Origin of the sequence: Sphingobium lignivorans, assembly GCF_014203955.1 — a bacterium.
GTDB classification, from domain to species: domain Bacteria; phylum Pseudomonadota; class Alphaproteobacteria; order Sphingomonadales; family Sphingomonadaceae; genus Sphingobium; species Sphingobium lignivorans.
The window spans coordinates 3261824-3287890 of sequence record NZ_JACHKA010000001.1 but is presented as its reverse complement, the minus strand read 5'-3'; the positions used below and the strand labels follow the sequence as shown (position 1 = coordinate 3287890).

Here is a 26067-nt window from a genome sequence, read left to right as displayed (position 1 = left end):
CGCTCATGCGCCTGCACTGGTCGCCGCGCTCGCCTTACGTGCGAAAGGTCGTCATCCTCGCGCACGAGCTTGGTCTGTATTCCCGGATTGATCGTGTTCGTTCGGTTGCCGTCACCACACAGCCCAATCCTGCCATCATGGCGGACAATCCGCTTAACAAGATCCCGACCCTCGTCCTCGAAGATGGTCGAGCGCTCTTCGACTCCCGCGTGATCTGCGAGTTTCTGGTCGGGCTCTCGCGAGGCTCGTCATTCCTGCGTCGCGATGAAGGATATTATGACACGCTGCGCTGGCAAGCGCTGGGTGATGGCATGCTCGATCTCATGATCGCCTGGCGCGGCGAACAATTGCGGCCGGAGGCGATCCGTTCGGATGCCCATGTTGCCGCATTCGCCATCAAGCTCGATCGGGCCCTGGCGGTGCTGGAAGAGGAGGTCCCGGCGCTCGAGATGGCGCGTTTCGACCTAGGGCATATCGCGATTGGATGCGCGCTGGCCTACGCCGATTTCCGGTTCGGTGACCGTCAGTGGCAAGCGGCCCATCCCGCTCTTGCGAACTGGCAGCGTGAGTTCGAAGCCAGGCCCTCGGCACTCGCGGCTCCCATTATCGACGATTGACGGGCTCGGCGCGAACAACCGGGTTGGACAATGCGCCTATTCCCTCGATGGCAATCTCGATCGTGTCGCCATGCGCGATGCGGGGGCTGTGCCCGTCGGTTCCCATGATGATCACATCGCCAGGCTGAAGCGTTATATACTCGGTGATCGCTTCGATATAGTCGGCGACGCTGAAAAGCATATTGGCCGTGGCGAACTGCTCGGTCACCTTTCCATTGACACTGACGCGTGTCGTCATGTCGGCGACGTCGAGGCCCGTGACGATCCAGGGCCCCAGAGGCTTGAACGTATCGCTGTTCTTGCTGCGCCAGAATGTCCGGTCGGTAAATTGCCAGTCCCGGATGCTCACATCGTTTCCGATCGTGTAGCCCAGCACGAAATCCAGCGCGTCGCGCGCGCGGACATGACGGGCCGGCTTGCCGATCACGACCGCGAGCTCGCCTTCGCACTGGATATTGGCCGGTGCATCCGCAGGGAGGACGATGGTTTCTCCCGCCGCGATGATAGCGCTTTGCGCGCGATAGCCGATCTGCGGTCGGGAGGGCAGGAAGCTGTCCAGCGGCCGATTGAATTCGGCCGAGCAGGCATGAGCATGACCGGTATAATTGATGCCGCATGCATAGAAGGTGGGCGGGATGACCGGTGGCAGCAGTCTGACCTTGTTCAGATCAAACGACACCCCGGTGTGGCGCCATTCGCCAAAGGGCGTGCCATCGACAGGCAGAGCGACGTTTCCTTCGAGCGTGGCGTAGAAGATGTCATTTCCGGTCGCTATTCGAGCCCAGCGAATGCCTGCGGCGCCGGCATTGAAAGAGCTCGAAATCCTGCCTTCGAGGGTCGCCGACATACCATCTCCAATCGTGGTCACGTATTTAGTCTTAAAGTCCGTATTTATGTCATTTATCAGGGGGGCGAGTTCTGTCAACCTGTCCGAAGACTTCGCGCCAGCTTCTGATTCATCGTGCGTCGGGCCCGCCGTTGCGCATCCGAAGGGGAAGGCGCGCTGCCTTAGATGCGCGACGGGAGGGCGCTCATTCGTGGTGGGAGGCCGGTCTGCTCGGCTCGCGGTGGCTCAAGTCGTTGTCATTTCATCGCGATATTCAGTTTAAAAATCAATGTGTTATACTGAAATCCCGATTTCAATTCCGTCATCATGCCCGCCCGGCTTCCCGGATCAACCAGTTGCGGAAACGGGCAAGCGTGTCGTTATGCCATCGGTCAGACCGCGCGGTGAAATGATAGCTGCCGATCGATGCGGGACCGAACGCGGCGTCTGACGGCTTGAGCGCAACGAGCTGGCCACTCAGAAGATCGTTTCGCACCAGGAAATCATTGGCGAGCGCGATGCCCTGTCCACTCTTCGCAGCATCGAGCATCACATGGGCGTGCCAGAAGCGGGGGCCGGCAATTGGCGATGGAGGGAGAGTCAGGCCCTGACTTTCGAACCAGAGACGCCATTCCGTGTCGCTTTCCTCGTGGAGCAATCGCATGCCGAGCAGGTCGCGCGCCTCGCGCAGGCGGCCGGCGATCGATTCGGCGAAGGTAGGGCTTGCGACCGGATAGACAAGCGGCGTGGCGAGCTTGAGCCATCGGCAGCCGGGCGGTTCGGCCATGGCTGCGGTGTGACGAACATAGCGAATATCGCCATCAGCCTCGTTGATCGCGAAGTCCGGGCCATAATCCATCGGGCGGAGTTCGAAGGCGATCTCCTCGTCCTGCGCGGCGAAGCTCGACAGGCGCGGGCTCAGCCAATGATAGGCAAAGCCGGGGCTGCACCAGATGAGGAGTTGCTGGTCGTGACGCTTGCGCAGCATGAGCGTCGCGTTCGAAATCTCCTGAAAGGCGGCGGAGATGCGGCGATGATATTCCGCGCCGTCGCTGGTGAGTCCGCGAATGCCGCCGCTACGGTCCACCAGCGCCGTGCCTACAAATGCCTCGAGCGCCGCGAGGTGACGGCTCACCACAGCATGATCCACCTCGAGCATCTGGGCTGCCTTGCGGATGCCTCCTGCGCGCCCGAATGCGTCAAACGCCCGCAGCATGGCGAGGGAGGGAACGGATCGGGACGCATTCATCGCAAGGACCCTCTTGATGGCGATGGTGACTGATCGGCACTTACACGCGACGGCCATGCCGGGACATGAAGAAAACTGACGATTTTCCGAGAGATTGCAACCCCTGGAGCAGGCGCCCGGGTTGATGGTGGTGTCAAATAGTCACCATCTTACGTCATGAAAGCACCTTTCGTCCGCGCGGCCCTGTTATAGGATCGGCCCACAAGATCGACGGCCGAGCCTGGCAGACCAGACGAAAAATAGGCCCCGTCACTCACCAGCCGAAAAACCAAAAGGGGGTTAGCATGCGGCATTTTGACCTGTTGAACACTGGCGTCGCGAGAATGGCGCTCTCTCTCATGATCGCCGTCTCCGCGATGCCCGTGCAGGCGCAGGACGCGCCCGCCGACGAGGCTGATGGCGGCGGCGAGATCGTTGTCACCGCGACCCGCAAGAGCGAGACGCTCTCGAAGGTTCCGGTCAGTGTTCAGGCGTTCACGCAGAACGAGCTGGTGAAGCAGGGCCTTCGCAATGTCGAGGATCTGGCGCGCATGACGCCGGGCGTATCGCTGCGTCGCGGTGGCCTTGGCGTCAGCAACGTTTCCATCCGTGGCATCTCCTCGGGCGCTGGCGCCTCGACGATCGGCGTCTATATCGACGATACGCCCATTCAGGTCCGCTCGCTCGGCGTCGCCTCGTCGATCATGTATCCGGCGCTGTTCGATCTGGAGCGTGTCGAGGTGCTGCGTGGTCCGCAGGGCACTCTCTTCGGCGCCGGTTCGGAAGGCGGCACGATCCGCTTCATCCAGCCCGAGCCGAGCGTGACCGAGTGGAGCGGCCTTGCGCGCGGCGACCTCTCGACGACGACCAATGGCAAGGAAAGCTATGAAGCGGCGTTCGCGATCGGCGGCCCGCTGGTCACCGACAAGATCGGCATCCGCGCCAGCGCCTATTTCCGTCACGAGGGCGGCTTCATCGACAAGATGGTCGGCACGCCGGTCGTGCGCAATACCACCGGCGCGCTCGGCGTGCAGTCTCTCAGCTTCACCAACACCAGCCTCTACAAGGCCGACGTGAACTCTTCGGACACGTTCGCGGCGCGCCTCGCGCTGACGTTCAAGCCGTCCGAGACCATCACCATCACGCCGTCGATCAATTATCAGAGCTTCTTCACCCCGGACGCCGCGCCGAATGTGTGGCCCACCATGTCGAACTTCGAAACGGCGGACTACGCAACGCCGCGCTGGAACCCGACGGTGGATGCGACGCACCTGCCGCTGGACGTCGACTCGGGCGAGCCGCAGCGGGACAAGTTCATCATGCCGGCGCTCAAGATCGAGGCCGATCTGGGTTTTGCGGACCTGGTCTCGACCACATCCTACTTCAAGCGCGATACGAGCCAGACGCTCGATTACACCAATATCTACGCCGTTTCCTATGCCGGGCGGCAGACACCCAATGTGGGTGACGTCGCGATCTCGACCGTGTCCAACCGGCAGCGCAACTGGACGCAGGAAGTGCGGCTGCAATCCGTGAGCGACGGGCCGCTGACCTGGGTTGCGGGCGGTTTCTATTCGCGCAACGAGCAGCAGGCGATCCAGAATTCGCAAACGAACTTCCTGCCTTTCCTCAATCCGCTTTTCGGTATCCGGAATGACGGCGCGCCGTTCGGCCCCGGCTACAGCGCGTTCATCAACTTCTATGGCGTTCCACAGCTGAACGGCACGTCCAGCTATCTGTCGGACTTCAAGGCGATCGACACGCAGATCGCCGGCTTCGCGGATGCGACCTATGAACTGCTTGAAGGGCTCAAGGTGACGGCTGGCGTGCGCGTCTCCAAGAACAAGATCGAATATACCGCCTTCTATGATGGTCCGGCGAACAACCTCAACGCGCCCCGCGGCCTTGCCTGCGTTCCCGGCACCGGTGTCGGGACCGTGCCCTGCACGGCGGTCGCGGTCGGCCAGTATGAGCCGGGAACGGGCCCCTTCACGCCGCGCTATCTGAACAGTTCGGCATCCGGTTCGGATACCGCCGTCACGCCGAAGTTCGGCATCTCCTATCAGGCGACGCGAGACACCATGGTCTATGCGACGGTCAGCAAGGGCTTCCGTCCCAGCGGCGCGCAGATCGCCCTGCCGGGCAATTGCAATCCGGAACTGGTGCAGCTTGGCTATGTCAATGCCCAGGGTCAGGCGAGTTCGCCGCAGACTTATGGTTCGGACTCGGTCTGGTCCTATGAAGCCGGCGCCAAGACGCGCATGTTCGGCGGCGCGCTTCAGCTGAACGGCAGCGTCTTCCACATCAAATGGTCGAACATCCAGTCAACCGTTTCGGTGCAGACGTGCCTCCAGTCGCTCACCGCCAATCTCGGCTCCGCGACGAGCCAGGGTTTCGATCTGCAGGCGGTGTTGAAGCCGGTGCGCGAACTGACCCTGATGGCGAATGTCGGCTATACCGATGCCACGTTCGACGACGACACCATCATCAACGGTCGCACGCTCTACACGGGTGGTTCGGTCCTGCCATCCTCCGGTTCGCCCTGGACGGTCACGCTCTCCGGCGACTTCCGTTATCCGATCGCCGACAAGACCTATTATGTCCGCGCCGATTACACCTATCGCAGCAAGGAAGGTCGTACCGGCAATACCGACCCGGGCTCGATCAACTATGATCCCAACCAGCCGGTCAACAAGGCCTACACGATCGTCAATGGCCGGGCTGGCATCGAACTCGGCGATCTGGACCTGTCGCTCTACGTGAACAACATCTTCAACGTCGCGCCGATGATCAATCTGGGTCACACCCGCAACCAGCCGGTGTTCACCACGCTGGTGACGCGCCCGCGCAGCGTGGGTCTGACGGCGGCAATCTCCTTCTGACGCCTTCCCCGCAGGGATGACCGGGCACGTCCTTCCGCCCGGTCATCCCTCCCTGGGGCGGTGACCTGTTTCCTATAAGAAAGATCTAGGTTTTCATGTCGAACGATGCACTCCTGGCCCGGCGCAAAAAGGCCGTTCCGCGCGGCGTTGCCAATGCGACCCCTGTCTTTGCCGACCACGCCGCCAATGCCGAAATCTGGGACGTCGATGGCAATCGTTATGTCGATTTTGCGGGCGGCATTGCCGTCCTCAATGTCGGCCATCTTCACCCGCGCGTGGTGGCCGCCGTGTCGGAGCAGCTGACCCGCTTCTCCCACACCTCATTCCAGGTGATGGGTTATGAAAGCTATGTCACTCTCGCTGAGCGGCTGAATGCCCTGGCGCCCTTCGCCGGTGAGGCCCAGACCATCCTTTTTACGACGGGCGCCGAGGCGACGGAGAATGCAGTGAAGATCGCGCGTGCCGCCACCGGCCGCACCGGCGTCATCTCCTTCACCGGCGCGTTCCACGGCCGCAGCGGCCTCGCCAGCGCGATGACCGGCAAGGTCAATCCCTACAAGTGGCAGTTCGGCCCGTCGCTGCCGGACGTCTATCATGTGCCTTTCCCCAACCCGGCCTACGGCACGACCGTCGCCAACAGCCTGAAGGCGCTGGACTTCCTGTTCGCGGCCGACATCCACCCCGGCAGCGTCGCGGCAATCATCATCGAGCCGGTGCAGGGGGAGGGTGGCTTCAACGTCGCGCCGGTCGAGCTGCTGCAGGCGCTGCGTGCGATCTGCGACACGCATGGCATCAAGCTCATCGTCGACGAAGTGCAGACGGGCTTTGCTCGCACGGGCCGCATGTTCGCCATCGAGCATAGCGGCGTCGAGCCGGATCTGGTGACAGTCGCCAAGTCGCTGGCCGGCGGCTTCCCGCTCTCGGGCGTCATCGGTCGCATGGAGCTGATGGATGTGGTGGAGCCAGGCGGACTGGGCGGCACTTATGGCGGCTCGCCGATCGGCTGCGCCGCGGCGCTCGCGGTTCTCGACATCATCGAGGAAGAAGGGCTGCTCGCGCGTTCGGCGGCCATGGGCACGCATATCTGCGAGCGCATCAATGGCTGGCGCAGCCGGAACGATCTGGTGAGCATCTCCGTCCCGCGCGGCCTTGGCGGCATGATCGGTTTCGACATTCTGGACGACAGGAATGAGATGATGCCGCTCGCCAATGGCGGCAAGGTGGTCGCGGCCAAGGCGCTTGGCGAAGGCCTCGTCGTCCTCAATTGTGGCAGCCGTGGCGAGACCGTGCGCATTCTGGTGCCGCTGACAGCTTCGGACGCGATACTCGACGAGGGGCTCGACCGCCTTGAAAAGGCACTGTCGGCGGTCGCATGAGCAGCGTGATCCTCGAGGCCGATGCCATGGCGACGAGCATGAGCCTGAACAGGCCCGATCTATTGCGGCATCAGGCGCATATCGACGGGATCTGGATCTCCGGGGACCGAAAACTGACTGTCGAGGACCCGGCGACCGGCGCGGCGCTCGGGACCGTGCCTGATCTGGGCACTTCCCATGCGGAATGGGCCGTCGTTTCCGCGCAGGCCGCGCTGGTCGGCTGGCGCGCGAAGACGGCGGGTGAGCGCGGCGCCGTTCTGCGGCGCTGGGCCGAGCTGATGCTCGCCCATCGCGAGGACCTTGCCCGCATCATGACGCATGAGCAGGGCAAGCCGCTTGCAGAAGCGCGGGGCGAAGTGGCCTATGCCGCGTCCTTCCTTACCTGGTTCGCCGAGGAAGCGCGGCGCACTTATGGCGATGTGATCCCGGGTCATGGCACCGACAAGCGCCTGATGGTCACGCGCGAGCCGATCGGCGTCGTCGCGGCGATCACGCCCTGGAATTTCCCGCTCGCCATGATCACCCGCAAGGCGGGGCCGGCGCTGGCAGCCGGTTGCACGATGGTCGTCAAACCCTCGGAACTGACGCCTTTCTCGGCGCTTGCTTTGGCATTGCTCGGCGAGGAAGCCGGGATACCGGCAGGCGCCCTCAACATCGTGACCGGATCGCCGCGCGAGATCGGGACCGTGCTTGTCTCTCATCCGGCCATCGCGAAGCTCAGCTTTACCGGGTCGACGGCGGTCGGCAAGATGCTCGCCGCGCGATGCATGGAGACAGTCAAGCGCGTGTCGCTCGAGTTGGGTGGCAATGCGCCGTTCGTCGTGTTCGACGATGCGGATCTCGATGCGGCTGTCGAGGGTGCGATCGCGTCCAAGTTTCGCAATGCGGGCCAGACCTGTGTCTGCGCAAACCGTTTCATCGTCCAGGCGGGCATTTACGACCGGTTCGTCGCCGCCCTCAAGGAAAGGGTTCAGGCGCTCCGCATCGGCAACGGGCTGGACGAGGGCGTCGAAGCGGGTCCGCTGATCAATGGAGCCGCCATTGACAAGGTGCGCAGCCATGTTGCGGACGCGCTTCGGCAGGGCGGCAAGCTGCTGGCCGGGGGCGAGGCGATCGAGGGGGCAGGGTATTTCTTCCAGCCGACGCTCATCAGCGACGTGTCCGCCAAGGCGCGCCTGTGCGTCGAGGAGACATTCGGCCCGCTCGCGGGCGTCGTGCGCTTCAACACGGAAGCCGAGGCGATCGCGCTGGCCAATGACACGCGGGCCGGTCTGGCAGCCTATCTCTATACACGCGACCTCTCGCGCAGCTATCGCGTCAGCGAAGCTCTCCAATATGGGATGGTGGGCCTCAACACGGGCCTCATCTCGACAGAGGTGGCGCCGTTCGGGGGTGTGAAGGAGTCCGGCTTCGGTCGCGAGGGGTCGCGCTATGGCATGGACGAATATCTCAACATGAAGCTGGTCTGCACGGCGGTTTCCTCGGCCTGAAATCAGGCGACACAAGAGGCACCGACAGGGAAAACGATAATGGTCGAACAAGAAGAAGGTCGCCTCAGCCATTCGCTGAAATCACGCCATGTCTCGATGATCGCGATCGGCGGCATCATCGGGGCGGGGCTGTTCGTCGGTTCCAGTACCTCCATCTCGCAGGTGGGGCCGGCCGTGGTGGTGAGCTATGGGATCGCCGGCCTCGTCATCCTCATGGTCATGCGGATGCTGAGCGAGATGGCGAGCCTGCTGCCCGGCGCCGGCTCCTTCACCGAACTGGTGCGGGCGGGGCTGGGCGACCGGGCCGGATTCGTCTGCGGCTGGCTCTACTGGTATTTCTGGGTGGTGGTCGTCGCGATCGAGGCGATTGCGGGGGCGGTCATCATTGCGGGATGGATCGACGCGCCGGTTTGGCTGATCGGGGTTGTGCTGCTCGCGGTGCTGACCGGCGTCAATCTCATGTCGACGCGTTCCTATGGCGAGTTCGAATACTGGTTCTCGCTGATGAAGGTCGTAGCGATCGTGGCTTTCATCGGCGTCGCGGGGCTCTGGGCGTTCGGCGCGACCTCACCGGACGGGCCGACCTTCGGCAATCTGGTGGCGCATGGCGGGTTCGTGCCCAATGGCTGGGGGGCAGTGCTGGCGGGCGTGACCAGCGTCATCTTCGCCCTGTGCGGGGCGGAGATCGCTACCATTGCGGCAGCGGAATCGCAGGAGCCCGCGCGTACGATCGCCAGGATTACCGGCAGCGTCGCGTTGCGGATCATCCTTTTCTATCTGCTGTCGATCGGCCTGATCGTCTCGGTCATGCCCTGGACGAGCATCGTGCCGGGCCAGTCGCCCTTCGCCGCGACGCTGAGCTTCATGCAGATCCCGCACGCCGGCGTTATCATGAATTTCGTGGTGCTCGTTGCGGTACTCTCCTGCCTCAATTCGGGCATGTATGTGACCTCGCGCGTGCTGTTCGTCCTCTCGGAGAAAGGCGATGCGCCCGAAGCGCTGGTGGCGCTCAACAAGCGGCGTGTGCCCGTGCGCTCGACGCTGATCGGCAGCCTCTTTGCCTATGTCGCGCTGGCTGCATCGGTGCTTTCGCCGGAGCTCGTATTCAGCTTCCTGGTCAATGCCTCGGGCGCGATCATGCTGTTCATCTATCTGCTGGTCTGCTTCGCGCAGGTGAAGATGCGCAACCAGATGGAGCGGGAGGCGCCGGAGCGGCTGGTCATCCGCATGTGGTTCCACCCGTTCGGCAGCTATTTGACGGCGGCCGGCATCGGCATCGTGCTTGTAGCCATGCTGATCAAGCCGACCTTGCGGATCGAGCTGATGAGCAGCCTCCTCCTCCTCGTCCTCGTCGTGGGCCTCTCCTACCTCAAGGACAGGCGGCGCGCGGCGGCCTTGTCCTCCTCTCTCGAACGGAGCTCCACGCTGTGATCCGCACATCCATTCTCGCCGGCGCGGCGCTCCTCCTCTCCGGCCTGTCGCACGCGGCGCTGGCGGCGGAACAGGTGGACATGCTGCTCGTCAACGGCACGGTCGTCACGATGGATCCTGACAGACCCGCCGCCACGAGCGTCGCGGTGAAGGATGGCAAGATCCTCGCTGTCGGCGGCCCGGAGCTGGCGAATGCCTATACCGCGCCGGAGACGGTCGACCTCAAGGGCCGGATGCTGATGCCCGGCTTCATCGACACGCACATTCACATCATGGGCCCGTCGCGCCGATCGGTGCCGCTGGGCGAGGCGAAGTCGATCAAGGACGTGCAGGCGATGGTCCGCGCCAAAGCGAAGGAACTCGGCCCGAACGAGTGGATCGTCGGCTATGGCTGGGACGAGGCGAAGCTGGCCGAAGGGCGCAACATCGTCAGCACCGATCTTGATGCCGCTGCGCCGCGCAACCCGGTCGCGCTCACCCGCGCGGGACAGCACAGCGTCGTCGGCAACAGCCTCGCGCTGAAGCTCGCCGGCATCACAAGGGCGACGCCCGATCCGGAGCGCGGCGTCATCGAGCATTATCCGAGCGGCGAACCGAACGGCATCATCCGCGAGCGTGGCGACCTCTACGGCAAGCTCGTGCCCCCGCCGACCAGCGAGGAAATGAAGCCCGGTTGGACCGCGGCGCTCAAGTCGCTGCTGCCGCTCGGCATCACGAGCATCATGGAAGCGCTGACCACGATCGACGATGAGCCGGTCGGCAAGGGTGGCGTCCCGCAGAGCGAGTGGCGAGGCGTCCACACTTACAAGCAGTTCCGCGAAATCTATGCGAAGGAGGGCGAGAGCCTGCCGCGCGCGGCCCTTTACATCGTCTATCCGGGCGCCGAGCGGCTGAAGGCCTTCCCCTACAAGACCGGCCATGGCGATGACCGGCTGAAGCTGGGACCGATCGGTGAGGCGCCCGGCGCGGATGGCGGCTTTACCGGGCCGACCGCCTGGACGCTGGACGACTATAAAGGCATGCCCGGCTTCCGGGGTCATGCCGCGACCAAGCCCGAGGCTCTGACGGAACTGGTGCGCACGTCCCGCGATCTTGGCTGGCAGCTCGGCATTCACGCGATCGGCGACGCAGCCATTGCCACGCTGATCGACATTTATGCAGGCGCGCTTGATGAGGAGCCGATGAAGGATCATCGCTGGTTCTCCTCGCATCTCACTATGTTGCCGCCACTGCCGACGCTGGAGAAGATGGCTAACCACGGCATCTGGGGCGCCGCGCAGCCCAACTTCCTTTACAATCTGGAAGGCCGCTACAACCAGACGCTGGAGGGCACGCGGCTGCAGCACATCAATCCGCTCGGCACCCCGCTGCGCTGGGGCGTGCGCATGGCCCTGGGATCGGACAATCTGCCGATCGGGCCGCTCTGGGGGTTCTATGTTTCCGTAACCCGCAAGGGCGAAAGCGGGACCGTCTATGGCCCGGAGGAGGCCGTTTCGCGTTACGAGGCGCTCAAGGCCTATACGCAGGATGCCGCCTACCTCACCTGGGACGAGGCGAAGAAGGGCAGCCTGACCCCGGGCAAGCTCGCCGACATGATCGTCGTCGATCGCAATCTGCTGACAGTGCCCGAGGAGGAGATATTGAAGGCGCAGGTGGATATGACGATCATCGGCGGCAAGACGGTGTTCAAGCGCTAGCTTGCCGACGCTTGCCTTTCAGGTCCGACACGGGGCCGCGCAATCTCGAGCAGGGCGTCATGCTGACTTGTTTCAGCACGACGCCTTTGCTTTGTTTGACCGGGGTATTCGCTGCCAGGTGGTGATGTTTCGGCACCATCCACGGCGGGTAAGGCACCTCCCTTCGCGCTGCATTCTCTGCTTTCTCGGACATCATCGACGGGGCTGATGAAAGCCGGGGGCATCATATGGTGCTGGCAGATCACGACGGGCCCGTCGCAGCAGGGAGGCACAGGGCATGAGGACGGGACTTAACAGGGGATATCGGCTGATCGGGCTCGGCCTGTTGCTTGGGGCAAGCGCGCTGCCGGCGATTGCGAAGGAGAAGGTCGATCTGATCCTTCATCACGGCAAGGTCCTGACCGTCGATCCCGCCTTCTCCACCAAGTCCGTGGTGGTCGTGCAGGGTGAAAAGATCGTCGCCGTCGGCGGTGAGGAATTGCGCGCAAAATATGAAGGTGCGCAGGAGATCGATCTTGCCGGACGCACGCTGATGCCCGGCTTCATCGACACGCACCTCCACCCGCAGCCGGTGGCGCCGAGCGACATCGACAGCGGCGCGGCGCGCTCGGTCGGCGAAATCCAGGAGATGATCCGCAAGAAGGCTGCGGAACTCGGGCCGGGCAAGTGGATCACCGGCTGCTGCTGGCAGGAATCAAACCTGGCCGAGAACCGCAACCTCAATCGCGCCGATCTCGACGCCGCCGCGCCGAACAATCCCGTGATTCTCGTGCGCAATGGCGGCCATTCCTCGGTCAGCAATTCGATGGCGCTCAAGATCGCCGGCCTGGATCGAAATGCGCCGGAGCCCAAGAACGGCCTCATCGAGCGGGACGCCAATGGCGAGCTCAATGGCATCATCCGCGAGCGCAATGATCTCGTCCGCAAGTTCGTGCCGCCGGCGACCTGGGTGGAAATGCGCCCGGCCTATATCACCTGGCTCAAGCATATCCTCTCGCTCGGCATCACCAGCTTCCACAACGCCAGCGGCAGCATCGATGACGAACCGGTCGGCAAGGGCGGCATTGCGAATCCGCCCCCGACCCTCACCTTCAAGCGCAGCCGCGAGCTCTATGCGGAGATGGGCGCCGACCTGCCGCGCATGACGCTTTACATCAATCATCCCGGTGCCGAGCGGCTGCAGGCCTTTGGCCAGCACACCGGCTATGGCGACACCCGCGTGCGTCTGGGCGGGATCGGCGAGATGGCGGTGGACGGTGGCTTTACCGGCCCCACCGCCTGGCTGCTCGCCGATTACAAGGGGCAGCCCGGCTTCCGCGGCAAGGGCCGTTTCACGGACGCGGAATTGCAGGAAGCGGTCGATTCCGCCGCGAAGCTGGGCTGGCAGATGGCTCTGCACGCGATCGGCGATGCTGCCATCGTCCAGACGGTGGATGCTTATGCCAAGGCCCTCGCCAGCACCGGCGTCGGCAAGAAGGACCATCGCTGGTTCCTCGATCACTTCACGATCATGCCGCCCGATGCGACCATGGAGACCATGAAGCGCAATAGGATCATGATCGCGCAGCAGCCGAACTTCCTCTACAATCTGGAGGATCGCTACGAGCAGACGCTCGACGACTGGCGGCTCGCCCATAACAATCCCATAGGGACCCCGGTCAACAAGTTCGGCCTGTTCGTGGCGCTTGGCAGCGACAATCTGCCGATCAACCCGATGGTCGGCCTCTATGCTGCCGTGACGCGCAAGGGGCCGAGTGGCCGCGCTCATGGCTTCGAGGACGAGGCGGTGTCACGACAGGAAGCGATCCGCATGTATACGGCAAATGGCGCTTTCCTTTCCTGGGAAGAGAAGATCAAGGGCACGCTGGAACCCGGCAAGCTCGCCGACATGGTGGTGCTGCCCTTCGATCCGCTGACGGCCGACGAAAAGACGCTGCTGGATGGCAAGGTCGACATGACCTTCGTCGGCGGCAAGCTCGTCTTCCAGCGGTAGGGGCATGTCGCGCGAGACAGGCCTGGCCCGGAGCGGCAGGATCATGAAGCTTGTGCAGCTCGACCCGGAAGCGGTGGCGCTGATGCAGCGCCACCTGGACGGGCGCACCGACGAGAGGCTGAATGCCCGCTTCGGGATAAGCTACAATACCTGGCGCAAGGTCGCGGCGGGGCAAGGGGTGCGGTCATCGGTGGCGGATCGCCTGCTCGCGCGGTTGTCGAGCCTCGACCCCGGCCCTAGACGATGTGCCAATGATTGATGGGACAAAGACGAGCCTGCTGCCGCTGCGCGCGCAGGACCGGGGCGCCTGGACGCCGCTATGGGAAGGATATCAAGCCTTCTACGAAGTGGCGATCGCCCCGGCGGTTTCGGATGTGACATGGGGGCGCCTGCTCGATCCGGAGGAGCCGATGAACGGTCTGCTCGCCTGGGATGGCGACACAGCGATCGGGCTCGTCCACTTCATCTGGCATCGCTCGACCTGGACGCCTGGCGACTATTGCTATCTGCAGGATCTGTTCGTCGACCCTGCCGCGCGCGGTGGCGGGATCGGCCGGCGCCTCATCGAGGCGGTCTATGCGGCGGCGGCGGAACGGGGCTGCTCGCGCGTCCACTGGCTGACCCATGAGACCAATGTCGATGCCATGCTGCTTTACGATCGGATCGCCCAGCGATCCGGCTTCGTCCAGTATCGCAAGCTGCTCTGAGCAGCCGTCCTGCCCGATCTTTCCATTCCTACCATTCGCCCGACAAAGAGGTCCCCATGAAAACAGTCATCTATGCCATCGCGACGCTGTCGGCTGCACTGGCCGGCACCCCGGCGCTGGCGGACCAGGCCGATATGCTGCTGTTCAACGGCAAGGTGCTGACCGTCGACAAGGCGTTCAGCGTCCGGTCCGCCGTGGCCGTCAAGGATGGAAAGATCGTTGCCGTCGGCGGGCAGGAACTGCTCAAGCGCTTTCCGAAGGCCGAGCGGATCGATCTGACCGGCCGGACGCTGATGCCGGGCTTCATCGATACGCATATCCATGTCACTGGACTCGCCCATCGCGCGATCGAACCGGACAAGGCAAAATCGATCGCCGAAATCCAGCAGATGGTCGCAGCCAAGGCGAAGGCGCTCGGCCCGGGTGAATGGATTACCGGCTATGGCTGGGACGAAGCGCTGCTTGCCGAGAAGCGCGTACCCACGCGTGCCGATCTCGACGTGGCCGCGCCGAACAATCCTGTGGTGCTGACGCGGGCCGGCAGCCATTCCTCGGTGTCCAATTCCGCAGCGCTCGCCCTCGCCGGGATCGATGCCTCGACGCCCGACCCGGACGGCGGCCTCATCGAGCGCGGCGCGGACAAGGAGCCCAATGGCATCATCCGCGAGCGCAGCGATCTCGTCACCCGGCTCGTCCCGCCGGACAGCAAGGAGCAGATGCGACCGAGCTATATCGCTCGCCTCAAATGGCTGCTGAGCCTTGGCATCACCACGGTCATGGAGGCCTTCACCTCGATCGACGACGAACCTGTCGGCAAGGGCGGTCTCGACCGGAGCAAGGCTGGCGGCGCCTTTTCGGGTCTCCACAGCTGGGCCGAATTCCGGTCGATCTATGCCGAGATGGGGCCGGAACTGCCGCGCATGATCTCCTACATCGCCTGGCCCGGCGCCGAGCGGCTGAAAGCCTTCCCCTACAAGACCGGCTATGGTGACGATCGGCTCAAGCTCGGCCCGATTGGCGAAACGCCCTATGATGGCGGCTTCACCGGTCCGACCGCCTTCACCAAGGAGGATTACAAAGGCCTGCCCGGCTTCCGCGGGACGACCTTCTATTCGCAGGACGTCGCGCGCGAGATCGTCTCGACCGCGGGCGCTCTCGGCTGGCAAATCGGAATCCATGCGATCGGGGATCAGGCGATCGAGGACATTGCGAAGATCTACGACGACGAGCTGAAAGCGCGCCCGAAGAAGGACCACCGCTGGTTCCTTTCCCACTTCACCATGATTCCGTCGGTCGAGACCATGGAGATGATGGCAAGGAACGGAACCTGGGCGGCGGCTCAGCCGAACTTCCTCTATAATCTGCAAGGCCGCTACGAGCAGACGCTCGAAGGCTATCGCCTGCAGCACAACAATCCGGTCGGCGTGCCGCTCAAGCATGGCGTCAAGATCGCCTTCGGCAGCGACAATCTGCCGATCGGTCCGATGGTGGGTCTGTATGTCGCCATCACGCGCAAGGGCGCGGACGGCAAGGTGTTCGCGCCTGAGGAAGCCGTTAGCCGGGAAGAGGCGATCCGTCTCTACACAGAGAAGGCAGCCTATCTCGGCTGGGACGAGAAGAAGAAAGGCACGCTGGAGGTCGGCAAGTTCGCCGACATGGTCGTGCTGGACAAGGATCCCATGACGGTGCCGGCAGAGCAGCTGCTGTCGACGAAGGTCGACATGACGATCGTGGGGGGAAAGGTCGTGTATGAAAGACGCGCTGCTGGAGAATGACTTCTCGGTGACCGCTCAGGCTTTTCATCCCGGCGAATAGGAATAAGCGACGGGTTTTCGGGTGGCGGCAAAGGCGATCGGGCGCACCCTTCCGTGCTGGAGCATGGCCCGATTGGCCCTTTTGATAGTCCTTCCGGTCGGAGAATCGCGGGACAGCACGATGCTTTCCTCAGGGCGAACCATTCCGGCGAAGAGTTTTGTCCAGCTTGCCGAACTTGCTGAAAGGGGCGTAAGCGTAAACGGCCACTGTCGCTGGCCAGCATATCGGCAATCCTGCCCTTCGGGCGCTATCCTCAGTCGGGAAGGGACGCCGTCTTCTGGCGCCGTGGGCTTGCATCCCCGACTTTACGCAATCCTTATGCCCGCGCCGCAATTCCCCGTGGAACCTTAACCGCTCCCTCCGCCACATCGGCGGGGCGCAATCATGCGCCGGAGCAAGGCCATGGGCCGGATGATGCAACGCCTCCAGAGCGGTGAACGCTGGTTGGCGGCCGAGATCGCGCTGCGTGGCTTCGGCCTGTTCATGCTCGCCCTGTGCGCGCTGTCGACCCTCTGTCTCTACCATGTGGTGCACCGGCCTCCGGCGCATCATCAGCCCGACGCCATCGAGTTCGCCCTGGCGCTTGGCGCCGCCACTGGCTGGAGTGTCGGCTGGTCCTTCCTCGTCGAGGGGCCGGGCCTGTTCCGCCTCGTCGACCTGCCCGCGCGCCACGCACGCATTGTGCCATGATCCAGGAGGATAACCGACATGAACGACATCATCTGGCTCGCCGTGCTGGCGGGCCTGTTTCTGCTGACCCTGGCCTTCGCGCGCCTGTGCGGCAACGCGTGAGGAGGGCGGCATGACCATCCAGCTCGCCCTTGCCGGCGCGACAGCGCTCGGCCTGCTCATCTATCTCGTGGCCGTCCTCGTGCGGCCTGAACGCTTCTAGAAGGGAGATGCGCCCATGACCGTTCAGGGCTGGATCCTCATCCTCGTCTTCACCGCCCTCATCGTGGCGATCGCCAAGCCGATGGGGCTGTGGCTGTTCGCGCTCTATGAGGGGCGCCGCACGCCGTTGCATATGGTCTTCGGCCCCATCGAGCGCGGCTTCTACGCTCTGGCCCGCATCGACCCGCAGGCCGAGCAGAGCTGGCGCCGTTACGCCCTGCACATGCTGCTCTTCCAGCTTGTCGCGCTGCTCTTCACTTATGCCGTGCTGCGCCTGCAGGGCGTGCTGCCGATGAACCCGCGCGGTCTCGCCGGCATCGGTGCCGACGGGGCTTTCAACACCGCGATCAGCTTCACGACCAACACCAACTGGCAGTGGTATTCAGGCGAAGTCGCTCTTTCCAATCTCTCGCAGATGCTCGGCCTCGCTCTCCACAACTTCCTCTCGGCGGCGGCCGGTATCGCCATCGCCTTCGCCCTGTTTCGGGGATTCGCGCGGCGGCAATCTGCCACGATCGGCAATTTCTGGGCCGACATGACGCGCGTGACGCTGTACCTGCTGCTGCCGATCTGCATCGTCTATGCGCTCTTCCTGATCGCCAGCGGTGTCCCGCAGACCTTCGCGAGCATATTGGACGCGACCACGCTCGAAGGCGCCACGCAGCACATCGTCGTCGGGCCCGTCGCCTCCCAGGAAGCGATCAAGATGCTCGGCACCAATGGCGGCGGCTTCTTCAATGCGAACAGCGCCCACCCGTTCGAGAACCCGACGGCGCTCACCAATCTGGTGCAGATGCTCTCGATCTTCTCGATCGGCGTCGGCCTGACCTGGTGCTTCGGCAAGGCGGTGGGCAACACGCGCCAGGGCTGGGCGATCCTTGCGGCCATGATGGCGCTGTTCCTCGCCGGGGTCGGCATCGTCTACTGGCAGGAAGCGGTCGGCAACCCCGTGCTCCACCAGCTCGGTCTCGCGGGCGGCAATCTGGAAGGCAAGGAAGTCCGCTTCGGCATCGCCGCCTCCGCGCTGTTTGCCGTCATCACCACGGCGGCGAGCTGCGGCGCGGTCAATGCCATGCATGACAGCTTCACGGCACTGGGCGGCATGATCCCCATGTTCAACATCCAGCTCGGCGAGATCGTCGTCGGCGGCGTGGGCGCGGGCATCTACGGCTTCCTGCTGTTCGCCCTGCTGGCCGTGTTCGTCGCCGGCCTCATGGTCGGGCGCACGCCGGAATATGTCGGCAAGAAGATCGAGGGCAGCGAAGTGAAGCTGGCGGTGCTCGCCATCGCGGTCCTGCCGCTCTGCATCCTGGGTTTCACGGCCCTGTCCGCCGTCATGCCGCAGGGCCTCGCCGGGCCGCTCAACAAGGGGCCGCACGGTTTTTCCGAGATCCTCTATGCGTTCAGCTCCGCGACGGGCAACAATGGCTCGGCGTTTGCGGGCATCACCTCGGGCACGCCCTGGTATAACGGCCTGCTCGGCATGGCCATGTGGATCGGTCGCTTCTTCGTGATCGTGCCGGTGCTGGCGATCGCCGGCAGTCTCGCCGCGAAGAAGAACACACCGGAAACCGCAGGCTCGTTCCCGACCACGGGCGCCCTGTGGGTCGGCCTGCTCCTCGCCATCATCCTGATCGTGGGCGGCCTCACATTCCTCCCCAGCCTCGCGCTCGGCCCCATCGCGGATCATCTCGCGATGGTGCGCGGCCAGCTTTTCTGAAGGCAGACAGCCATGACAAGCGCATCCTCCATCTTTTCCGCCAAGCTCATCGTTCCGGCGATCGGCGACGCATTCAGGAAGCTCGCTCCGCGCGCGCTCGTGAAGAACCCCGTGCTGTTCACCACCGCCGTCGTCGCGGCGCTGCTCACCGTGCTGCTCGCGGTCGGCGGCGGAACACTGCCGCTCGGCTTCCAGCTCCAGCTCATTGCATGGCTCTGGCTCACCGTGCTGTTCGGTACCTTTGCCGAGGCGTTCGCCGAAGGCCGGGGGCGGGCACAGGCCGCTTCGCTGCGCGCGACCAAGTCCGAGCTGACCGCGCGCCTGCCGGACGGGAAGACCATTCCCGCCTCGCAGCTCAGGCGCGGTGACATCGTGCTGGTCGAAGCCAATGACCTCATCCCCGCCGACGGAGAAGTGATCGAGGGCGTGGCATCGGTCAACGAGGCGGCGATCACCGGCGAGAGTGCACCGGTGATCCGCGAGGCCGGCGGTGATCGCTCGGCCGTGACTGCGGGCACCCGCGTCATCTCCGACCAGATCAAGGTCCGCGTCACCCAGGAGCCAGGCCAGGGCTTCCTCGACCGCATGATCGCGCTGGTGGAAGGCGCCGAACGGCAGAAGACGCCCAACGAGATCGCGCTCACCATCCTGCTCGTCGGGCTGACGATCATCTTCCTGATCGCGGTGGCGACGATCCCCGGCTTTGCCGCCTATGCAGGCGGCGAGATCCCCGTCGCCATCCTTGCGGCGCTGCTCATCACGCTCATTCCCACCACCATCGCGGCGCTGCTCTCGGCCATCGGCATCGCCGGCATGGACCGCCTCGTACGCTTCAACGTGCTCGCCAAGTCCGGCCGCGCGGTCGAGGCGGCTGGCGACGTCGATGTGCTGCTGCTCGACAAGACGGGCACGATCACGATCGGCGACCGCCAGGCGAGCGATTTCCGTCCCGTGACGGGCGTGCCCGTCTCCGATCTGGCCGAAGCGGCGCTGCTTGCCAGTCTGGCGGACGAGACGCCGGAAGGCCGCTCGGTAATCGCGCTGGCCCGCGAGCGCTTCGGAGCGATGCAGGCCGCACTCCCGGCGGGCGCCGAGGTCATTCCCTTCACGGCGCAGACCCGCATCTCGGGCGTCCAGATCGAGGGCTCGCTCATCCAGAAGGGCGCGGTCGATTCGGTCTTCCGGGCCAATCCGGGCGCGGGCAGCAGCCCCCCGGCCAGTGAGTTGCGTCGCATCACGGACGAGATCGCGCGCGCGGGCATGACGCCGCTTGCCGTTGTGCGCGATGGTCGCATCCTCTGCGCGGTGGCGCTCAAGGACGTGATCAAGGCCGGGGTGCGTGAGCGCTTTGCGGAACTGCGCCGCATGGGCATCCGCACCGTCATGATCACCGGCGACAATCCGCTCACTGCCGCGTCCATTGCCGCCGAGGCTGGGGTCGACGATTTCCTCGCCGAAGCCACGCCCGAGGACAAGCTCGCCCTCATCCGCAAGGAGCAGCAGGGCGGGCGGCTGGTGGCGATGTGCGGTGACGGCACCAATGACGCGCCCGCGCTGGCGCAGGCCGATGTCGGCGTCGCCATGAACACCGGCACGCAGGCCGCGCGCGAGGCCGGCAACATGGTGGATCTCGACAGCGATCCCACCAAGCTCATCGAGATCGTGGGCCTGGGCAAGCAATTGCTGATGACGCGCGGCGCGCTCACCACCTTCTCCGTCGCCAACGACGTCGCCAAATATTTCGCGATCATTCCCGCGATGTTCGTGGTCCTCTATCCGGGGCTAGGCGTGCTCAACATCATGGGTCTTGCAAGCCCGAACAGCGCGATCCTCTCGGCAATCATCTTCAATGCCCTCATCATTCCGCTGCTTGTTCCGCTGGCGCTGAAAGGCGTCCGCTATCGCCCGATGGGGGCCGGTCCCCTGCTGGCGCGCAACCTCGCGGTCTATGGCCTCGGCGGCCTCGTCGCGCCCTTCATCGGCATCAAGCTCATCGACCTCGCGGTCGCCGGGCTCGGCCTCGCCTGAGGAGATCATCCATGCTCAAGGAAATCACGTCCGCCCTGCGGCCCGCCATCGTCATGACGCTGCTTTTCGCGCTGTTGCTGGGGCTCGGCTATCCGGCGCTTCTGACCGGCATCGGCCAGCTCGTCTTCCCTGCTCAGGCCAATGGCAGCCTGATCCGCGAGGACGGACGGATCATCGGCTCGCAGTTGATCGCACAGGGCTTCAGCAATGATCGCTATTTTCATCCCCGGCCGTCCGCCGCCGGCGCAGGCTATGAGGCCGACAACAGCTATGGCTCGAACCTCGGCCCGACCAGCCAGGCGCTGCACGACCGCGTGAAGGCGGATCTGGCCGGATACGCCACATCACCAGACGTTCCTGTTCCTCCTGCCGATCTGGTGACGACCTCCGCCTCGGGGCTGGATCCCCACATCAGCCCCGAGGCGGCCTTGTTCCAGGCCGATCGCGTGGCGAACGCGCGCGGACTGGACGTCGCGCGGGTTCGCGCGCTTATCGCCGACGGGGTCGAACATCCCCTGCTGGGCTTTCTGGGCGAACCGCGCGTCAACGTGCTGCTGCTCAATCGGTCGCTCGATACATTGACGGCGGAAACCGCTAACAAGGCTCCGTGAGCTCCCAGCCGCCCCCCGAGGATCTGCGCCCCAATCCGGAGGCCCTTCTGCGCCAGGCCGCGCAGGAGGGCCGCGGCCGTCTCAAGGTCTTCCTCGGCGCAGCGCCAGGGGTGGGCAAGACCTACGAGATGCTGACCGAAGCTGTGGCGCGCAAGCGCGAGGGCACCGATGTGGTCATCGGCGTGGTGGAGACTCACGGCCGGGCCGAGACGGAGGCGCTGGTTCACGGGCTCGAGGTCATCGCCCGGCGTCCTGTCGATTATCAGGGCCGCACTCTCTCCGAGATGGATGTGGACGCCATTCTCGCCCGGCGCCCGCAGCTGGTGCTCGTGGACGAGCTGGCCCACACGAATGCGCCCGGAAGCCGTCACGACAAGCGCTACCAGGACGTGGAGGAACTGCTGGCCGCCGGCATCGAGGTCTATTCGACCGTCAATGTCCAGCATCTCGAGAGCCTCAACGATGTCGTCGCGTCCTTCACCCGGGTGCGGGTGCGCGAGACGCTGCCTGACCGGGTGATCGAGAATGCCGACATCGAGGTGATCGACATCCCGCCGGACGAGCTCATCGAGCGGCTGAAGCAGGGAAAGGTCTATGTTCCGGCGGAAGCGACACGGGCGCTCGGCAACTATTTCTCCAAATCCAATCTGACCGCGCTGCGCGAGCTTGCCCTGCGCCGCGCGGCCCAGGCGGTGGATGCCGAGATGCTCGATTATCTGCGCGCCCACGCCTTGGCGGGAAACTGGGCCGCCGGCGAGCGCATCGTGGTGGCCGTCAGCGAGCAGAGCGGCGCCGCCGAGCTCGTCCGGGCCGCAAAGCGCATTGCCGATGCGCTGCGCGGTCCCTGGACCGTGGTGCATATCGAGACGCCACGATCCAGTCAGCTGGGCGACGCGGACAATGCGCGGCTGGCCGCGACACTGCATCTGGCGAGCCAGCTCGGCGCGCAGGTGGCCACCGTGCCGGCAGAGACTGTGGTGGACGGCGTGATCCGCTTCGCGGCGGAAGCGCGTGCCACCCAGTTGATCGTCGGCAAGTCCCAGCGCTCACGCTGGTTCGAGTTGCGCCACGGCTCGGTGGTCGATCGACTGGTGCGCGAGACGCCCGGGATCACCGTGCATGTCCTGCCGATGGAGGAGCAAGCTCCGGTCGCAGCGCCAACCGGGCGAAAGAAGGCGCAGTGGGGGCGGCCCGCCGATTATGTGATTTCGTTCGGCCTGATCGCGCTGGTCACGCTGGTCGGCGAAGTCGTTTTTACGGCCGCAAGCATCGCCAATGTCGGCCTGCTGTTCCTGTTGCCGGTCATGATCGCGGCGTCCCGATACGGTCTGCGGCTCGGGATCGTGTGCAGCCTGGTCGCATCGCTTGCCTATAATTTCTTCTTCATTCCCCCGACCCATACCTTCACGATTCAGGATCCCCAGAACATCCTGACGGTTCTCGTGCTGCTTGGCGTCGCGGTGGTTTCGAGCCAGCTTGCGGCCCGTGCCCGCGATCAGGCCCGCTCGCCCAGCGCAGCGCTGCGCAGAACAGCTCGCTCGCCGGTTTCGCCCGCCAGCTCACAGCGGTCAGCAATGCCGAGGAGCTCGCCCGGCTGCTCTGCGGAGAGGTGGGCCGGCTGCTTGGCGTGCACACGCTGCTGCTGCTGCCGGAAGAAGACGAGCTGGTGCTGCGCGCCGCCGTCCCGCCCGATGCGCGGCTGGAAACGATCGAACTGGCCGCCTCGCGCTGGGTCTTCGACCATAATCAGCCGGCCGGACGTGGGTCCGATACGCTGACGGCATCGGAATGGCTGTTCCATCCGCTTGCGGCAGGGGGGCGGGTGCTCGGCGTGTTCGGCATCGCGCGGCCGGATGCGGGCACGCCGATCCGGTCGGACCGGCTGCCGCTGCTGCTGAGCCTGCTCGATCAGGCCGCCCTCGCGCTGGAGCGGATCGCCCTGGAGGGCGAGATGGCGAGCATCACCCAGCTGAAGGAGCGTGACCGGCTTCGCGCGGCCCTGCTGTCCTCCGTGAGTCACGATCTGCGCACGCCGCTCACCACCATCCTGGGCATGCTGGGCGAGATGCAGCCGGCAACGGACGAGCAGCGCCGCCAGCTCGGCGAAATGCGGGGCGAAGCGGAGCGCCTCAACCGTTTCGTCGACAATCTGCTCGATATGGTGCGGATCGAGACCGGGGCATTGCTCCAGTCGGTCGAGGCGGTCGACCTGGCCGAGGCGGTGGTAGCGGCCGTCCACGACATGCGCGCCGTGCTGCGGGGACGCGAGGTCGAACTCGACGTGTCGCCCGACCTGCCTTTCGTGCGGGTCGATCCCCGGCTGTTCCACCATTGCCTCATCAATCTCATCGACAATGCGGCCAAATATGGGGCCCCGGATACCCCGGTCACCATCACCGCCCGCCGCTCGGCCACGGGACTGGCCCTCTCGGTGCTGGATGAAGGAGCGGGCTTTCCCTCCGGAGAGGAACGCCGCATCTTCGAGACCTTCGCGCGCATCGAAGGCTCGGACCGGAAGGGCGGCACCGGGCTCGGTCTCGCGATCGTCAAGGGCTTCGCGGAAGCCATGGGAATCGAGGTGCATGCCATGAACCGAGCAGACCGAAGCGGCGCCCGCTTCGACCTCTTCATGCCGGAAGCCATATTGCTGAAAGGGGCGCGTGGCGAATGACCCCCGGCGCGAAGATCCTCGTCACCGACGACGAGCCGGCCATCCGAAGGCTGCTGGGCACGGCGCTGACGCGCGCCGGCTACCGGATCGTCGAAGCCGGGTCCGCGCGCGAGTCCCTGGCCGCGCTCCAGATCGACAAGCCGGATGCGGTCCTGCTCGATCTTGGCTTGCCCGACCGTGACGGCCTCGAACTCGTGCCGCTGATCAAACGGGCCGGCGCCGCCGTGCTCGTCATTTCCGCGCGCGACGCGACCGACCAGAAGGTCGCGGCGCTGGACCTTGGCGCGGACGATTATGTGACCAAGCCGTTCGACACGGAGGAAGTGCTGGCGCGCATCCGCACGGCGCTCCGGCATCGGCTGTCAGCGGAGGCCGAGGCGCCGCTGGTGCAGATTGGCGACATCGAGATCGATCTGGCGGCGCGCCTCGTTCGCCGGGCAGGGGAAGAAGTGCATCTCACGCCCAAGGAATTCGGCTTCCTGGCTGAACTTGCCAAGCATCCGGGGCGCGTGGTGACGCACCTGCAGTTGCTCCGCAATGTCTGGGGTCCCGGGCATGAGCGGGATGTCGAGTATCTGCGCGTCGCAGCGCGCGGGGTTCGCAAGAAACTTCAGGACGACCGGATCGAGACATCCTTCATTCGCAACGAGCCCGGCGTGGGCTATCGGCTGACCCGCTGATCCCATGGCGATATCATCTCATCTCCTGGGCTTCGGAACTGCCTTTGCCGTGGTTGTCGAAAATTGCCCTTGAGGGCTTTTGCGCCGGGATGCGTATAGGCGTGCAGGCGGTGGAGTGATGACGATGGATATCGATGCAGCCTTGCGGCAACTCAGGGACTTGCCTGCCGATCCGCGGCTGGCGGGAATGGAAAGCGCCGTGCTGGACGCCATTGCGCGACCCCGGCGCAGCGCCCCGCTGTCGGGCGGCTTCATCGGTGCCGTGACGGGCCTCGCGCTGGTGATGGGCGCGCTGGGTGCGATCATTCCCGGCGGCGGGGCGCCTTCGTCGTCCGTTGCGCCCTTCGGAATGGCACCTGCGCTCGCTCCCTCGTCGCTTCTGGTGACGGCCCGATGAATGACCTGCGGCGCCTGATCCTGATTGTGGCGATCGTGTTTGTCGCGGCCGTCTCGGGCGCCTTCGTGGGCCGTGCGCTCATCTCCCGACAGGCCCCCGTCGAAAGCGAGCTACACGCGCTGCTTCATCGCGGCCTCGATCTCGATGCGCGCCAGCATGCCCGGATGGAAGCAATCGAAAGCCGCTTTGCGGTGCGCAAGCATGCCCTGGAGCTCGAGCTGCGCGCGGACAATGCGCGGCTTGCCGAAGCGATCGAGCGCGAACATGGCTATGGGCCTGCCGTCGCCGCGGCGGTGGATCGTTCGCATCAGGCCATGGGCCAGCTCCAGAAGGAGACGCTGGAGCATATCTTCGCGATGCGCGCCGTGCTCACGCCCGAACAGGCGGCAAAGTTCGATGCGGCGGTAGTCAAGGCGCTCACGGCCAAGGACCGGTGAGCCTCGATCTTGCCGCCTGTTCGGATGGCGAGCTGGCGTCACTTGCGCTCGGCAAGCGCCAGGCAGCCTACAGCGAAATCATGCGCCGGCATCAGGACAGCGTCTTTCGACTGCTGCGCAGCCTGACGGGTGACGGCGACGCAGCTATCGACCTGACGCAGCAGACCTTCATCGCCGCTTTCAACGCACTGGCCCGCTATGACGGGGAGCGATCCTTCCGTGCCTGGATCATGAAGATAGCCGTCAACAAGGCGCGCGACTGGTCGCGGCGGCGCGCGGTGCGTCGCTTCTTCACCTTTGCGCGGCCGATCGAGGAGGGGCTGGATGTCGTGGACCCGGCGCCCCGCAGCGACGTGCTGCTCGCGGGGCGGCGAGAACTGGCGCGGACCATGGCCGCGATCGCCGCGCTGCCGGCCGGCCTTAAGGATGTGCTCGTCCTGCGCACGATCGAGGGTCTGAGCGAAACCGAGACGGCCCAGACCCTTGGCATCAGCAACAAGGCCGTCGAGACGCGCCTCTATCGCGCGCGCAGAAAGCTGGAGGAAAAGTTGAGGGGTTGATCGCGTGGCT

The 26067-nt window shown here is 64.8% G+C and carries 21 protein-coding genes and 1 pseudogene; 20 read left to right on the top strand and 2 right to left on the bottom strand.

Annotated elements, in window-relative coordinates; all coding sequences use genetic code 11:
- The first annotated feature begins 5 nt into the window (after positions 1-5).
- Complete coding sequence (locus HNP60_RS15150) at positions 6-617, top strand: glutathione S-transferase (RefSeq protein WP_184155372.1); 612 nt, start codon at positions 6-8, stop codon at positions 615-617.
- Here the strand turns inward: HNP60_RS15150 and HNP60_RS15145 are convergent.
- Together HNP60_RS15145 and HNP60_RS15140 are read right to left on the bottom strand one after the other, a co-directional pair.
- On the bottom strand, positions 604-1542 hold the full coding sequence (locus HNP60_RS15145) for a fumarylacetoacetate hydrolase family protein (RefSeq protein WP_260394936.1): 939 nt from the start codon (positions 1540-1542) through the stop codon (positions 604-606). The genes HNP60_RS15150 and HNP60_RS15145 overlap by 14 nt on opposite strands.
- A 226-nt stretch (positions 1543-1768) precedes the next feature.
- Complete coding sequence (locus HNP60_RS15140) at positions 1769-2659, bottom strand: LysR substrate-binding domain-containing protein (RefSeq protein WP_070098727.1); 891 nt, start codon at positions 2657-2659, stop codon at positions 1769-1771.
- 356 nt (positions 2660-3015) lie between these two features.
- Between HNP60_RS15140 and HNP60_RS15135 the strand changes: the two genes are divergently transcribed.
- From HNP60_RS15135 to HNP60_RS15045, 19 genes and pseudogenes are all read left to right on the top strand, one after another.
- Positions 3016-5553, top strand: coding sequence for a TonB-dependent receptor (locus tag HNP60_RS15135; protein WP_184155369.1), 2538 nt, complete (start codon positions 3016-3018; stop codon positions 5551-5553).
- Positions 5554-5648: 95 nt separating this feature from the next.
- On the top strand, positions 5649-6929 hold the full coding sequence (gene gabT / locus HNP60_RS15130; protein ID WP_184155366.1) for a 4-aminobutyrate--2-oxoglutarate transaminase: 1281 nt from the start codon (positions 5649-5651) through the stop codon (positions 6927-6929).
- Positions 6926-8419 (top strand): NAD-dependent succinate-semialdehyde dehydrogenase, encoded by a 1494-nt coding sequence (locus tag HNP60_RS15125; RefSeq protein WP_274703323.1) that lies wholly within the window; start codon positions 6926-6928, stop codon positions 8417-8419. The genes gabT and HNP60_RS15125 overlap by 4 nt, the downstream gene beginning before the upstream one ends.
- Positions 8420-8458: 39 nt before the next feature.
- Positions 8459-9850 (top strand): amino acid permease, encoded by a 1392-nt coding sequence (locus HNP60_RS15120; protein WP_184155363.1) that lies wholly within the window; start codon positions 8459-8461, stop codon positions 9848-9850.
- On the top strand, positions 9847-11547 hold the full coding sequence (locus HNP60_RS15115) for an amidohydrolase family protein (RefSeq protein WP_184155360.1): 1701 nt from the start codon (positions 9847-9849) through the stop codon (positions 11545-11547). Before HNP60_RS15120 ends, HNP60_RS15115 begins: the two co-directional genes overlap by 4 nt.
- A 277-nt stretch (positions 11548-11824) precedes the next feature.
- Positions 11825-13540 carry an amidohydrolase gene (locus HNP60_RS15110; protein WP_184155357.1) on the top strand — a complete coding sequence of 572 codons (1716 nt, stop codon included), beginning with the start codon at positions 11825-11827 and terminating at the stop codon, positions 13538-13540.
- A gap of 43 nt (positions 13541-13583) precedes the next feature.
- Entirely contained in the window at positions 13584-13799 is a 216-nt protein-coding gene (locus HNP60_RS15105) for a hypothetical protein (protein WP_221414682.1), read from the top strand.
- A complete protein-coding gene (locus tag HNP60_RS15100) occupies positions 13792-14247 on the top strand; it encodes a GNAT family N-acetyltransferase (RefSeq protein WP_184155354.1) in 456 nt (151 codons plus the stop codon). The genes HNP60_RS15105 and HNP60_RS15100 overlap by 8 nt, the downstream gene beginning before the upstream one ends.
- Before the next feature lie 56 nt (positions 14248-14303).
- The gene (locus HNP60_RS15095; RefSeq protein ID WP_184155351.1) at positions 14304-16022 is read left to right on the top strand and encodes an amidohydrolase; all 1719 of its coding nucleotides are present in this window, start codon (positions 14304-14306) and stop codon (positions 16020-16022) included.
- Between the two features lie 451 nt (positions 16023-16473).
- Entirely contained in the window at positions 16474-16752 is a 279-nt protein-coding gene (locus HNP60_RS15090) for a hypothetical protein (RefSeq protein WP_184155348.1), read from the top strand.
- A gap of 112 nt (positions 16753-16864) precedes the next feature.
- Positions 16865-16954 (top strand): K(+)-transporting ATPase subunit F, encoded by a 90-nt coding sequence (kdpF, locus tag HNP60_RS15085; protein WP_014077421.1) that lies wholly within the window; start codon positions 16865-16867, stop codon positions 16952-16954.
- Between the two features lie 15 nt (positions 16955-16969).
- Positions 16970-18673, top strand: a complete 1704-nt coding sequence (gene kdpA, locus HNP60_RS15080; protein ID WP_184155346.1) for a potassium-transporting ATPase subunit KdpA — start codon at positions 16970-16972, stop codon at positions 18671-18673.
- 12 nt (positions 18674-18685) lie between these two features.
- On the top strand, positions 18686-20701 hold the full coding sequence (gene kdpB, locus HNP60_RS15075) for a potassium-transporting ATPase subunit KdpB (RefSeq protein WP_184155342.1): 2016 nt from the start codon (positions 18686-18688) through the stop codon (positions 20699-20701).
- A gap of 11 nt (positions 20702-20712) precedes the next feature.
- Positions 20713-21312 (top strand): potassium-transporting ATPase subunit KdpC, encoded by a 600-nt coding sequence (kdpC, locus tag HNP60_RS15070; RefSeq protein ID WP_184155339.1) that lies wholly within the window; start codon positions 20713-20715, stop codon positions 21310-21312.
- Positions 21309-23983 (top strand): annotated as a pseudogene (locus HNP60_RS15065) (DUF4118 domain-containing protein). Before kdpC ends, HNP60_RS15065 begins: the two are co-directional and overlap by 4 nt.
- Positions 23980-24663: a response regulator transcription factor gene (locus HNP60_RS15060; protein WP_184155336.1), complete on the top strand. Its 684-nt coding sequence runs from the start codon at positions 23980-23982 to the stop codon at positions 24661-24663. Before HNP60_RS15065 ends, HNP60_RS15060 begins: the two are co-directional and overlap by 4 nt.
- A 124-nt stretch (positions 24664-24787) precedes the next feature.
- Positions 24788-25060 (top strand): hypothetical protein, encoded by a 273-nt coding sequence (locus HNP60_RS15055; RefSeq protein WP_184155333.1) that lies wholly within the window; start codon positions 24788-24790, stop codon positions 25058-25060.
- Entirely contained in the window at positions 25057-25497 is a 441-nt protein-coding gene (locus tag HNP60_RS15050; protein ID WP_184155331.1) for a periplasmic heavy metal sensor, read from the top strand. The genes HNP60_RS15055 and HNP60_RS15050 overlap by 4 nt, the downstream gene beginning before the upstream one ends.
- Positions 25494-26057 carry a sigma-70 family RNA polymerase sigma factor gene (locus HNP60_RS15045; protein WP_184155328.1) on the top strand — a complete coding sequence of 188 codons (564 nt, stop codon included), beginning with the start codon at positions 25494-25496 and terminating at the stop codon, positions 26055-26057. Before HNP60_RS15050 ends, HNP60_RS15045 begins: the two co-directional genes overlap by 4 nt.
- Positions 26058-26067: the final 10 nt, after the last annotated feature.